Source organism: Candidatus Methanodesulfokora washburnensis (genome assembly GCF_003947435.1).
GTDB classification, from domain to species: domain Archaea; phylum Korarchaeota; class Korarchaeia; order Korarchaeales; family Korarchaeaceae; genus Methanodesulfokora; species Methanodesulfokora washburnensis.
In genome coordinates, this window is sequence record NZ_RCOS01000076.1 from 1 (window position 1) to 12,814 (window position 12,814).

At 43.0% G+C, this 12,814-nt stretch carries 15 protein-coding genes; 8 read left to right on the plus strand and 7 right to left on the minus strand.

The window, feature by feature from the left end; all coding sequences use genetic code 11:
* The coding region (locus D6D85_RS06065; RefSeq protein ID WP_153184004.1) for a WD40 repeat domain-containing protein at positions 1–838 on the minus strand (838 nt) is incomplete at its 3' end.
* Between the two features lie 214 nt (positions 839–1,052).
* Between D6D85_RS06065 and D6D85_RS16210 the strand changes: the two genes are divergently transcribed.
* The gene (locus D6D85_RS16210; protein WP_161969717.1) at positions 1,053–1,217 is read left to right on the plus strand and encodes a hypothetical protein; all 165 of its coding nucleotides are present in this window, start codon (positions 1,053–1,055) and stop codon (positions 1,215–1,217) included.
* A 272-nt stretch (positions 1,218–1,489) separates the two neighbouring features.
* On the opposite strand, the gene D6D85_RS06070 is transcribed toward D6D85_RS16210, so the two are convergent.
* Positions 1,490–3,022, minus strand: a complete 1,533-nt coding sequence (locus D6D85_RS06070) for a hypothetical protein (protein ID WP_125671180.1) — start codon at positions 3,020–3,022, stop codon at positions 1,490–1,492.
* 48 nt (positions 3,023–3,070) lie between these two features.
* Here D6D85_RS06070 and D6D85_RS06075 point away from each other — a divergent pair, with 48 nt between their 5' ends.
* The 5 genes from D6D85_RS06075 (at position 3,071) to D6D85_RS06095 (ending at position 6,799) form a co-directional block, all read left to right on the plus strand.
* A complete protein-coding gene (locus D6D85_RS06075; protein ID WP_125671181.1) occupies positions 3,071–3,760 on the plus strand; it encodes a hypothetical protein in 690 nt (229 codons plus the stop codon).
* Positions 3,747–4,475, plus strand: a complete 729-nt coding sequence (locus D6D85_RS06080) for a hypothetical protein (protein ID WP_125671182.1) — start codon at positions 3,747–3,749, stop codon at positions 4,473–4,475. Before D6D85_RS06075 ends, D6D85_RS06080 begins: the two co-directional genes overlap by 14 nt.
* A gap of 23 nt (positions 4,476–4,498) precedes the next feature.
* Positions 4,499–4,816: a hypothetical protein gene (locus tag D6D85_RS06085; protein ID WP_125671183.1), complete on the plus strand. Its 318-nt coding sequence runs from the start codon at positions 4,499–4,501 to the stop codon at positions 4,814–4,816.
* Positions 4,817–4,931: 115 nt separating this feature from the next.
* Entirely contained in the window at positions 4,932–6,470 is a 1,539-nt protein-coding gene (locus D6D85_RS06090) for a hypothetical protein (RefSeq protein ID WP_125671184.1), read from the plus strand.
* Positions 6,471–6,505: 35 nt separating this feature from the next.
* Entirely contained in the window at positions 6,506–6,799 is a 294-nt protein-coding gene (locus tag D6D85_RS06095; RefSeq protein WP_125671185.1) for a hypothetical protein, read from the plus strand.
* Here D6D85_RS06095 and D6D85_RS06100 read toward each other — a convergent pair.
* The 3 genes from D6D85_RS06100 to D6D85_RS06110 form a co-directional block, all read right to left on the minus strand.
* Positions 6,796–8,490, minus strand: coding sequence for a hypothetical protein (locus D6D85_RS06100; RefSeq protein ID WP_125671186.1), 1,695 nt, complete (start codon positions 8,488–8,490; stop codon positions 6,796–6,798). The genes D6D85_RS06095 and D6D85_RS06100 overlap by 4 nt on opposite strands.
* 229 nt (positions 8,491–8,719) lie before the next feature.
* Positions 8,720–9,115, minus strand: coding sequence for a nucleotidyltransferase domain-containing protein (locus tag D6D85_RS06105; protein WP_125671187.1), 396 nt, complete (start codon positions 9,113–9,115; stop codon positions 8,720–8,722).
* Entirely contained in the window at positions 9,112–9,498 is a 387-nt protein-coding gene (locus D6D85_RS06110) for a HEPN domain-containing protein (RefSeq protein WP_237558773.1), read from the minus strand. Before D6D85_RS06110 ends, D6D85_RS06105 begins: the two co-directional genes overlap by 4 nt.
* Positions 9,499–9,780: 282 nt before the next feature.
* Between D6D85_RS06110 and D6D85_RS06115 the strand changes: the two genes are divergently transcribed.
* Positions 9,781–10,269, plus strand: a complete 489-nt coding sequence (locus tag D6D85_RS06115) for a hypothetical protein (RefSeq protein WP_125671189.1) — start codon at positions 9,781–9,783, stop codon at positions 10,267–10,269.
* On the opposite strand, the gene D6D85_RS06120 is transcribed toward D6D85_RS06115, so the two are convergent.
* Positions 10,270–10,968 carry a TIGR00266 family protein gene (locus tag D6D85_RS06120; RefSeq protein ID WP_125671190.1) on the minus strand — a complete coding sequence of 233 codons (699 nt, stop codon included), beginning with the start codon at positions 10,966–10,968 and terminating at the stop codon, positions 10,270–10,272.
* Between the two features lie 126 nt (positions 10,969–11,094).
* Complete coding sequence (locus D6D85_RS06125; protein WP_237558774.1) at positions 11,095–12,282, minus strand: ATP-binding protein; 1,188 nt, start codon at positions 12,280–12,282, stop codon at positions 11,095–11,097.
* A 275-nt stretch (positions 12,283–12,557) separates the two neighbouring features.
* Between D6D85_RS06125 and D6D85_RS06130 the strand changes: the two genes are divergently transcribed.
* Positions 12,558–12,812 carry a hypothetical protein gene (locus tag D6D85_RS06130; RefSeq protein ID WP_125671192.1) on the plus strand — a complete coding sequence of 85 codons (255 nt, stop codon included), beginning with the start codon at positions 12,558–12,560 and terminating at the stop codon, positions 12,810–12,812.
* Positions 12,813–12,814 lie beyond the last annotated feature (2 nt).

Sequence of the window (12,814 nt, forward strand, 5' to 3'; positions counted from 1 at the left end):
CGGCTATCCTTTTGCTGAGGGACACGGACCAGACATTGCCTAGGTCATACTTCCAGATGACCTTCCCGCTTTCATTGAATAGGTAAACATAGCGTCCGGATCCGGCAGCTATATAGGATCCGTCCGGTGAAATGGAGACGGAGCCAACAGAATCTCCTGTATTGTACCTCCACAAGAGCCCATTGATATCGAATAATTGGACATAGCCATCCTTGGAGCCTGCGGCCAGCTTTGAGCCATCCTGAGAAAGGGAGACTGAGTACACAGTGTAACCAACATCATACACTCTGATAATCCCCCCGTTTCCGCTGAAAAGGTAAATTTTGCCGCCATCTGTTCCCACAGCTATTCTGGAGCCATCTGATGATATTGAGACTGACCATATTGAATCGCTTACATTGTACCTCCACAGAATCGTTCCGCTGGGGCTCAGCAGATACACACAGCAATCCCCTGCCCCTGCTGCCACTTTCAAGCTGCTTGAGGACAGGGAGACCGGATAAACGCCTCCGCCAGCTGTATACTTCCAGATCAGTTGGCCGCTTGTGCTGAACACGTATAGATATCTGGATCCAACAGCAACTCTATCTTGGGAGATGGAGACAGAGCCTATCTGATCTCCCAATCTGTAGCTCCAGATAATGCTTCCATCAGCACTTATTAAGTAGATATAGCCGTTGTCTGTGCCCACTGCTATCTTGGATCCATCGGGCGAGATTGAGATTGCTGTCGGAATTCCACCCAACTTTAGCTTCCAAATTACCTCCTGAGCTTCAGCAATTGATGTGCCTAGGAGAAGAAGGGAGATGAGGACAACAAGGTGGATGCGAGTTTTCATCACAATTCCAGCACCTTGTCCCTTATTAACTGTTATTTATTTAAATAAAACTAAAATTTTATTTTAATCTTCTTATCTTTTAAAAGCTTTCTAACGGCATTAGAAAGAATTCTTACAGAGCTTACGTGAAAGCAAACATTTTCTGCAATTCCTCAAAAATTTTGCGTGCGAAAACTTTATAAATAACCATCATTCCAACACTAGGTGATTTCTAATGTCGTATGAGATAAGCAATTGTCCATTTTGCGGAAGTGATGAGAACTTAAGACCTATTGGAAAGACAAAAGATGGGAAAGTCGTATACAAATGTGAGGATTGCGATGTTTACTTTTCAATAGAGGTTCTAAAGCCTCCGTTCGAGATAGTGATAGAAGAGTAGCTGGAAAATGTCACATTAGAGGTGCAGAAGCAAACATAAGTTAAAGACTGTCCTTAGAACTAATTCTTCCTAGTACAAGTTTCGATGTGCATGCACTTGATCCATCCAGATAATGTTACTCCTCTGCTCCCTTATCATAAGCTCGTCCTCATCCCTTCTTCTCGCCTCCGGAAAGATAATTGATTTAATATACTTCTAGTCTTTCTATCATCCATGAACAAGCATTTAATAAAAAACCTTTGCTGAAGGAGTTTGCGAATATCATCGTGATTCTATCGTTCCTGCTTATCGTCCTTTATCTTCGCTGAGTACATTCTGTAATCCCTCAAAAATACCCCCTCCTCCCTCTCCTCCAACTGATTTGAGGATTTAAGTTTGTACAAGAGGGATGTCACAATTTCCCTAGAAGTTTCAGTATTTGCATAGCGACCACTCATCTCGCACAGCACCTTATAGACCCTCATGTTCCTGTCCACGTACATTGATATAGTGGCTTCGCTTCCTAGGATAAGACTTCTCCATCCTGTTCTTCTCGCCCTCCAGACTATTCTTCTGCTTATGCCTGAAAAATCGCATAGAATCTCATGAAACTTTATATCTCCCGCTTTTCCTTCCTTCATCTTTCCGAATTCCTCGTTGTTGATCTTTATAAGCTCCCCCTCGTCGAATTCAAGCCTAACAAGTGGCTCTGATCTTCTTCTCCATGCATTAGCAATGGAGTATATTGTGAGGAAGGAGAGAAGAAAAAGAAAGATGCCCCAGAGAAGATCATTCCATGCCCCTGGGAGAACCCTGAGAAGAGAACTTACGCTCCCAGATAGCCCAAATGCCACTCCCGCAGCTGCTATTAGATTCACTAGATTCATCACATCATTCACTGCATTCGAAAGTCTGCTGATAGTCTCAACCTCCCTAAGAACCTCCATTGAGCTCTCTTCAGCATTCAGGCTGAGAGCTGAGCTCATGTATCCTCTTAGCATGTCAAGCTTCATCTTAACCTCATTCCATATCATGTCGATTCCGTTGACCTCCCTGAACTCCATCAGAATCCTTGCACATATCTCGGATCTGCACTGTCTCAGAAAGATGTATTCCTCTGTGATATTGGAGAAGGAGATTATATCCTCCGAAAGCCTCCTGTAGTCCTCGGCTCTAAGCTCCTCTTTCAGTCTTTTGATCCAGTAATCCAGCTTTCTCCTGACGTCAAAGAGATCCATATCCATTATTATAGCTATTGCTACTACTGATATGAGGAGAGCTGATATCTCCTCCACTTCCTCATCTGAGACCACAGCTCCGATCCTCCTGAATCCCATCAGAATCCTTCCCATTTTTCTAAGAGGTATGTAGTATTCTTTCATCCTGCAAAATTCCGGATCTCCTGGCAATTTTGTCACATTCCAGAACTTCTCCTCGCTATTCGTTATGTAGACAATGCACTCGAACTCTTCATCGGGCTCATATTCCCTCAGTGCACTATAACAGTTCTCCAAGAACTCCCTAAAGGAGAGAGATTCCTCTATTCCGTAACCCGGAATTACAATGATGCTCTTTTCCTCATCCTTCCTTATTACAATGGCTCTCTGCTTAATATCTGGCAAATAAGTCTCACCAAGCTTAAAATAACTAGAGTTAAGATACTTCCCGATTTTTAAGGTCAAAGAAAGCTCTCTTTTCTCGCTGATCTGCCTCACTTTCCCTCTCAATGGAAGGAGAAGAAACAAAATGGGCATCTTATAAGAATCCATAAGTGCTTTTTCGTTAACTGAAGGAGGTTCTTTCGGTGCATCAAGAGAGGAGCTCACAGAACACCAGCCAGAGATCTCTTTAAAACTTTATGTGAGATATCATTGATGCGATCCTCAGAGCTCTTTCAGTTTTTGAGGGATCTGCTGACAGAGCTGGGAATAAGGGCAAGGTATGAAAGGGATTTTCTTTCAATGTTTGCATTTCTTGTTGTTCTTCTTGTTGCATCAATACTCTCTCTCCGTTGTGCCATTTTTCCAGTGCCCTTTCTTACCTATCCTATCTTTAATGTTTCTGCTGTCGTTCTTTTTGCATCAATTTTAACTCAACTCATGGCAGGAGGAGGACATTATCTCTCTGAAACCCGTTATTCCAAGTTCTTCAGGCAAGGAAACCTTGTAATATGGAGTTTACCTGTGGGACTCTTCTTAGGGACTGGAATTTATTTTTTATTCTCACTTTTCCTTGATCTCATGCTATCCAATTCCTTCTTCTCCCTATTCTCTTTGTTAATTCTTCCTCCAGTTGCAATTCTTCTTCTGATGGGGAAGAGGATCCTGCATACTATGAGAATTTTTGATAGCATACCTTTGAATACCAACGTGCCTGAGGAGCTTAAATCCATTATAAAGGAGGTTTCTGAGGAGATTAAGGTTGAAATTCCTCTAATAAAAGTCGAAAATTCTTCAATAAGGGATATATCAGTGTCCGTCTGCAAAAAAAGGCTTTTTGATACGCCTTCCCCTAGATTTACTGAGGTTAAGAAGGGAAGAGATAAAAACTGTGATAGCACATGAACTCGTTCATCTTAAGCTGGATGCTGAGGCCAGAACTGTTGAGTTCTTAAAGTCTGAGCTCCTAAAGTTCTCCATTTATTCCTTTCTTTTTAATTTCTTTTCTCTAATCGGAATTCTACTGTTCCATTTAACAGAGGATGTTTCAATTTTAGTGGATTTAGACCTTGAGTCCTTGGTAATGTCCCTTTCCCTTTTCCTCCTGATTCTCTCCATAGCGATAGGTCTTGAGCCGGATGTGAGAACCCTGTCCTTCAGAGAAATGAGAGCTAACTTCATAGCTTCCTTGGTCGCTGGGGGAAGGTGGATGAGAGAAGCCTTATCGAAGATCTATGGGGTCAAGGAGTTCAAGTACACCGGAAGAAGACTTAAAGATATCTCATCTCCAGAAATAAGCCTAAAAGATTTAATCTTTCCTTCTATGAAAAGGCATCCAGAGGTCAATGATAGAGCATTCATTACACATCTTGCAGATGCTCTCCTAACTGAGGGATTGAGAGTATCAAAAGTCCTCGATGATAGATCGCTCTTAAAGGTACTTTTAAGGGCTTTCCCTGCAGATAGGCTTTATATGGCTGCTAAGGCTGCTGAGCTGGTGAAAAGAGGAATTATATCGATGAACGATTTGAGAGAAGCGGGATTTAAATTAGAGGAGATTTTCTCGCTTTTAGTCGTGTTGGACATGGAAAATTTGCTGGAAGCGGAGAAAAGTTTTTAAATAGTCTCTCCTAAAGATCTTCTGTGGATCGATCCCGAGATCTTTCCCTCTTAATCCAGGATCTTCTCTCCTTAGTGGATGATAAAATCGAAGAGAGACTAAGGAACTTCATAGGTTATATAGAGAGAATTCTGAGTGAGGAGGAGCTCAGTAAACTCCTTGAAAATTTGATGGAGGAGATATCTCGTAAGACTGAAAGAGTCCCATCCTTGAAGTTTGTATCACCACGTTGGACAGAGGAGTATATTATTGAGATAAGAAAGGCTATTAAGAAGGCTGCAGAATTCTTGGTAAAGGAGAAGAGAAAGAAAGTGGAGGAGGCAGTGAACATGTATTTTTAGATCTTAACCGTAGGGAAAGGTTACCTTTATGCTTCGCCGTTTTCGTCGCATACTACTATTTCCATTTAAAATAACTATACTGACACTTGCATTCGAGATCTTAATATTTCTATTTATGCTTCTATCTGGCTATATTAATGATATATTATATATTACTTTTGGTCTTATATTATCCCTCCCTCTTGTTATTGAAATAACTAGATATGCAGGGTATAGTACAAAAGATATCATAAATGGATTAAAAAAGATGAATATATCAAAATTAGGAAAATATGAACTAATAACTAGTCTAATACATTTAGCTGCTATTTCGTTAATAGCAATAATAATAACACTTCTACCGCTACCAGATTTTATCTTCAATTGCATCTTATTGTCTGCATATATATTTACACTTAGTCTTTATAAACAAAAAACTATGAAAAGTTATGCATTCGGATCAGCTAAACCATTAGAAGCTACAATGGCGAGGCTGGGTTTCCTAATTCTTTTCTTTATATTGGCATTATTGCTAGCAGCTTATTGGTATTTTTTTATTATATTTTTACTAATACAATACAGCACATTCCCTATTGATTTCTTTATATCAACGTATCCGCTACTAATTGTCGGAAGTATACCAACTCTATATATTGTAAAAACTCTCATACAGATTTTATTCCCTAGGAGTAAGTTAGAAGAAGCTCCTACCAAGCTAAAGGAGATTATAAATGAACTGAGTGAAAGAATGGCAATCAAAAATGTAAGGGCAATGTTAACATCAGGATCTCCTAATATGATATTTTCTCTTTCCACAGAAGAATCTAATCTATTGGTCTTTTCTAACCTTTCTCTAAAGTTTTTTAGTAAGGAAGAATTAGAAGCAATAGCTTTGCATGAGCTCGTGCACCTGAAATTTGACGGCTTAGCTAGGTTTTACGAATGTCTTAGGCCAAGATTTTCGAAGCTTCTTGCAATTTCATGGTCTCAGTTATTTGTTTTATTACCGATCATCTTTACTTTCATCGGAAAATACTCTCTCCCTGCCTCAACAACGATTATTTCTTCAATAGTGAGCGCTGGTATTTATTTTTTAATCGTAGCAGTTTCTTTAATGATGTCCTACCTTGCTCTCACGAGTACAGGTGTACCATTGGAGCTACGTGAAGCTAGAGCGGATTTTATCTCAGCTCTGTCGCATCATAAAGGCCTGAAAAGTGCCCTTCTAAAGCTATCTAGGTCCAGAAAGTTTGATTTTGGCACCTTTTCCGAGCTTTATTTCTTTCTCCCAAGAAGAGAGAAGAAAAAAGCTGTAAGACTCAGCGATATTACACCAAAAGCCCGCTATCTGATAATCCCCCAGAGAAATGCTCATCCCCCTCTAAGCCAGAGGCTCCTGATAATTGATTTAGCCAGAAAAATTGCCTCCGATGGATTAGATGTGAAATTTTTGAGACCATTCTCCAAGAAAGAGTTCGCTTTTCTACCTAATTCGGAGAAGCTTTTGAAAGCTGCCGAAACATTCAGGGAGAAGGAGAAGATAACGCTCAAGGATTCCTTAGAACATGGTCTTTCTCCATCCGATCTATTCGGTCTTATCGTTTTCATGGAGAGAAGGGGGATTATATCAATTCCCTATGAGATGGGGCGAATATCGTCTCATTCCTCCAGCTAATCCCTCTCATAAAACTATCTTCTTTCTTTCTCTCCATGTATCTGGTAAACTCGATAGGAATGGGCGCTGATCTCTACGCATTCCTCCTATTGGCAGGGACAAATGCCAGAGTAAGGGATGAAGGGGATCGAATAATAATCTCCGGTGCTCCTAAGATAGAGAGAAAAATCCTGAGCCCGCTGTGCTGCAGTGTTTTTCTGCAGCTCAGTCCTCACGATAGCCCTCTCTCCCTTGGAACTTCTCATGAAAATTCCTCCTGCTTTTCTCTTCGTTCTTCTAATAGTCCCACGATATGGATCTTTAAAAGGGAAAAACAGAAGATAAGTTAGCCCTCCATAACATGGACTATTCTGTCATCTGAGACGCAAAGCTTGATATAATCCCCTGTTCTGACAGCCAGAAGTTTAAGGAAGTCCCTCAAGCCGATGTCAGGCGTTGCATAATATGTCGAATTTCCCACTGTAAGAGCCAGATACGTATCCCCTCTGTAGACGAACTCCATCCTCTGGGATATTATCCCTTCAACAATCCTGCATGTCATGTTCCCTTGAGAAGAAAGCTTTATGCTGAAAACAGCCCTGAGAAAATCTGTGTAAGCTCCATAAGAAGGGCTGTACTGGTATATCTGCATCTGCTGAGGGCTTGTCGCGTTCACAACAGCCACTCCCCACAGAGTAGTTACAGATGTCAGGGCATAAATGGGAACAATCCATAGGTATCCATCAATGTAGACAAGCTGGGCATATTTCGCGTATAAGCGGCCGCCGCTTATCGCTGGAAGCTTGCTCTGGACAAGGGACTGGACATAGTGGGGGCTGTATATCCCGATTCTCTTGACATCATAGTAGTAAACTCCTGTGTTGTTTGCTATCAGTATCGATACGATGCTGTTCGGGTTTGCCGGACTTATGCCAAAGTAAACCCTCAAAGTCCCTCCCTCTTTACCTGGAATGAGGAGCGTCATGTTCAGGAGATCCTGACTGTGCTGGCTCGCAGGTATCCAGAGAAAACCTCTAGGAATGATGGTGAAGCTAACAGGGTTTGTTTCAGCCAAGAAGTATAGCCAATCCTTTATGTATCCATCTAAGTAATCCCAATCATAGTCCTCAGGAAGGGATCTGTCTTCGCTGAACTGCTGCACAACCCTAAGGCTTCCATCGCTCCTGTAGACATATACATCCCCCGGAATGATGGAAAGGCCCAAGTTGATGGGCTTATTTGAGCATGCTGCAAAGTATGGCTCTTCCCCGAGGACAAATGGGTATACATTCCCGATTGGCTGGGCTGTCAGAAGGTAGGTCCTCCACCTGACATTGTTCGTCCACCAAAGCCCCGAGCCGACTGTCATGTGAACTTCCTTCACCAGAACCTCACCCGTCTGGACATGAACAAGTATCAGCTTGCTCACATAGTTCTGAGCAATTGTATTGGCCGGTGTAACTGCGAATATCCAGTAGGGAGTCCCATTTATCGCTATCTCCTCCCAATCAACAATTTTCTCGTTGGGAGTTAGCCTTGTCTTGGCCAGGACCTCAGCCATCGCATGACCGACAAGGACCACAGACTCTCTGCTTCTGAACACACCCTTCAGCTCCTCAGGATCGGCAACCCTGATTATGTTGTAGCTGCTCACTGTGATGTAGCCTCCAAGATAGAAAAGAGCTGGAATAAAGAGCGTTATTGCAACAATGAATGCGGCTGTGAGCTTGAGATCCCTCAGGGACAGCAGGAAGATGTAAGCGAAGAGAGAGATCCAGGAGAGGTATATCGGCGGTATGGACACAAGGATAAAGGCTGTTGCCAGGAGAACAGTGAGAATTAGACCTAATAAGGAAAATTTCAGCCTGAATCCGCCTTTTATCCTGAGAAGAGGCTTTTGAAAGCCTGCTGAAAATCCCACTAGAAGAAGGGGGACTAATGAGAGCCAGCTAGATGATAACATGGTCAGAAGGGATAGGACAATGCCAGTAATACTTAAGAGAAGACCGGCATCAGGTCCTGAGGATAATCCAGAGCGCATGGCTCATACTGAAGAAAGCTCCTAATAAACCTTTTGGCTTCGATGGGGTCAGCGGATTCCTTCTAGTCTCAGTTCTTATATTATAAATTAAAACTTTTTGCTCAGTCTGGGCACTGTGAAAGCTGGGGAGAATATCTGAAAAGAGGGCTGAAACTTTCTGATAAACTAATATTGAAGTCTTAACTTTAGAATAACAATTTTTAGATTGCTTTTAAAAAGTAATAGTTCCTCATCGCTCCATCTGTACGTATCCATACCACCTTCTCCCAATCCTCTTCCTCCGCAGGAGGTCAATACACCTCTTTTTCAGCTCTCGGAAGGTCCCATCATCCACAATTGGAATTCCATCCATACAGATCTCCCAGATAAGAGGATTTTCCTCCGATATCTCATCAGGAGATAGACAAATTGGCTCTAAAGGCCTCATATAATCCCATTTGTCGAGCACAAGGCGTATTCTATCCTCTTTTCTCATCCCTGAGAAGTCCTTGGATATGAGCAGGAGATCGACATCGCTCCATGGAAGATCCTCTCCTCTTGCTAGAGAGCCGAAGAGAACAGCCGAGTTTATTTTGAGGGGAATTTCTCTCAAAAGCCCTGTTATGGCCCTCATTAGCTCGGTCATTTTAGGTTCCTCTCGACGAAATCTACCAGCTTTCTTGCTCTGCCCACCAATTCTTTGGCCTTTAGCTCATCATAAAGCTCATAAGGAGGGGCACTGGCTGCATTGGGGTACCTTGAGGTCATATAATGGATATCAAGCTCCTTTGCATCGTTGTATATGTCATCAACATCCATTTTCTGAGCTTTGAGCTGATCAAGAAGGAACTTACATGAATGGGTTAGGTGATAACCTCCTTTCTTTATTACTAATGCTTTAAGAGCCTTCTCCCCGGCTTGATGGGAGTGATATGCGGCTCCTTCAAAGAATCCCAATTTCAACAGCTCCTCAGCCATCCTTAAGTCCCTCTTGGCCTGTTCAAGCCACCAGAGAATTTCAGCTCTCACATGAATATTTTCCCTTGCTTAGCTAAAAAACTTTGATGGGAAAGTTGGCAGAAGCTACAGAGATTCCCGGTGGACTGAGCTCCTTCTCTTAGATAAGATTCCTTGCTAACTCCTACAGTTTCTGTATTTGGCCCTTAGAGGTGACTTTAAGATCTTACTGGATTCCGGGAAGTTTTGGACAATAATCTCAATGCTTAAATAGATTCATTATGAGGCTTGATGGCGAGAGTTGGAAGAATTAGAGCGAAGAGATGAGAGTGGGCTGGGTGAGGGGAATCTCCCATGGCGGTAAGAGTGAGGCTAAGGGTGAAGAGAGGGGAGAAAGCTAGAGAGGTCGTGGCCCTTGTCAACAGCGGATATGAGGCCGATACACCACAGTTAATGATCCCTGCTGGAGTGGCAGGGAACTGGGGCCTCTGGCCTTCTCCGGATGCAAAGGAGGACTTCTTCGACACAGCAGGAGGACCTGTCAGGGTGTGGATCGTGAGATCTGCAGCTAGAATTAAGGCAATAGCTGAAGATGCTGAATCAGGTCCCGTTGAAGCTGACATTGTGATATCACAGCTCATCGCGAGCCTCTTATCAGCAATATTCTGGCAGGCAAGCTCAGCATTGCTGTTGAGGATTTTTTGGAGGGTCTCTGGAGGTTCAGATGGGAGCCAAAAGAGAGGACAAGGAAAAGCGAGATATCAAGGAAATTTTAGGCTCTTTAGAACTAAATTCATAGCTTCTGGAATTTCAAGTTCTGGGATCCAAGAGATGATGTTCTGATCATCTAGACCTCATCATTGCCCTTATCTTCGGCTCAAAAACATGCCAGAGCCAGTCGGCAAATTCAGCCAGATTCTTTGTCTGGATAAGGACATCACCAGGGCCGGTGATCTCCACAACAAGGCCTTCTCCGCTCAGCACAAACTCCTTCAACCCACCTATTCTTCTAACTTTGTAAGAACATGTGTCGGAGAAGCCGACTAAATGGAAGTTGTCAACTATGAGGCTCTCCCCTGCCGATAGATGATGCCTATCTATTGCTCCAAATGTGTTTATGAATAAATTCCCCTTTCCCGATGTCTTTATCATGAAAAGGCCCTGTCCAAATATTCCCTTTGTGAAGCCCTGCCACTTTATGTCCAGATCAACAGTTGGATCAGATGCTATATATGAGGATCTCTGTATTATGTAGCCGTTGTGGCCATCTAGAACAAGCCTCTCTATATCCCCAAGAGGGGCTGCGACAAGCCCCATCTCCCCCGGCCCTCCAACTGCAGTGTAATCGTTCACAAACAATGATTGACCTCCTAGGACTCCCACCTTTATCGTGTCGAGTATGCCGGCTCTTGCCCTCGTCTTTATCTGAATGTTGGGAGACATGTAGGTCATCGCACCTGCCTCCGCTGTTATCGTCTCACCTGGATTCATCTTGACAACCAGCATGCTGTAAGAAGGCCTGTACTTTATCTCATATTCCATAATAGCTTTAGAGGAATGCAAACATATAACTCTTTCGCGAGCTGAAGGATGGATTTATGCTACCTAAAAAGGCCTTCCATGCTGGAAATAACTTGCTAAATAATACTTCTATTGTAACAATATCTTTTATCTCCTCAGGTTCAGGAGGAAAGCCGGTATATCCTCTTCAGAAAGAACTGTAACATCTCTGGGATATCTTCTGTGAGGCTTTCCAGCCTTAACCTCAACTTTCAGCTTTCCAGAGATAACATCCACCTCAAGTCCATTCCTCCAGAAGTAAACTTCTCCGAATTCCCTGAGGACATGCTCCTGAACAACCCACTCAAGAAGAGCTGCTCTTGAGAGATCTGCCCCAAGAAGCTTTGAGAGAGATATTGCGAGGAATGGATCCCTGATGAAGATCTTCTTCTCCCTTCTGTAGAGGATTTTCCCATCTTCCTTTAAGTAAGCTACTCCTAGGAGGAACATGTCCTCCATCAGCCTTACATAATCATGGACAGTGTTGTGCGATATTCCAAGATCTCCTGCAATTGAGTTGAAGCTGATGGCACTGGGAGCCTTCTCTATTATCGATTTAGCTATAAGCCTTAGAAGCTTGGGATTTCTCCCTGCCTTAACTGAGTCCATCTCAATGCTGGCAATTAGATCCTCTGAAAACCTTTCATCCCCATTTATGCTCCTGGGAAATCCTCCAGTCTCAAGATATTCATCAAAAGTTGAGAGAATTCTGCTGTACTCGCTGATCCTTAATTCAACCCCTCTCACCTTTGCATATTCCGGAAAGCTGAGAGGAAGGACCTCTACAGTTCTTCCCATCCCTCTTCTCCCGGGAAAGGCCTCAGAGAACCCTTTGAACCTGAATGAAGCGGAGCCTAGAAGAACCAAGACATCCCTTTCCAGAAGGCCCAGATCAACATATCCCTTCACTATCCTCCACCAGCCCTCCAACCCTGTGACCTCATCCAGAAAGATAACAGAGCTCTTCACCCCATTTCTCTCCTTAAACCTCCTGTAGAAGTTCAGGACATTCCTCAGCTCCTTTGCATCGGAGGCAAGATCGCAACTGAAGTAGAAGATCGATTCTGAGCTTCTTCCCTTCAGGAGCTCCGATATGAGAAGCTTCACTCCTGTTGTCTTCCCCACCTGTCTAGGTCCCATCACTATGTTCATGGAGAAGGGCTCAAGAGAGATTTTATCTATCCAGGAGGGCCTCCATTTCACCCTGCTTTCATTGTATTTCCTCAGATCTCTGTCTCTTGTTTCCCAGTTCTCCCACTCCCACCAGGGATTCTGGGAATATATTAGCTCCTCCATCTTGTCAGTTAACTGACAAGATATATAAAAAGCTTTGTCAGTATACTGACAATACATGACTCGAGAAAAGTATTAAAATCTATCTTTTCACCTTGAAGAGAATGGCGGTGGGGGACATCTGGGAGGCCAGGGAGCTTTTCTTAAAAAAGGTTTTTGGGATCTTTCAATCCTCTTTGCATTGAGACGTGTACTCTAACAATCTATCTATGGTGAAGGACTTCTATTTAATCCTTTCCACAGATTCCTCTTTCGAATAATGAAGGAAAAAGTTTAAAATGTTCGAGGAAGATTTATATATATTCTCCATTCAGATCCCTTCACCAAGTATTCGGAAGAGAGTAGACAGAAATAAGGCCGTGGAGATAGCCGAAAGAGTCCTTAAAAGTCTTCCGGAGGAGGAGAGCATAGGAACTCTTCTTGCAGCCCTCTACATAGCTTCGCTCCATCTGATATCAGTAGGCCTTTCCACAATGCCTGAAACTATGAAGCAGATGCTCAAGCTCATGGAAAAGGAGATGCCAGGAGGCTGAGA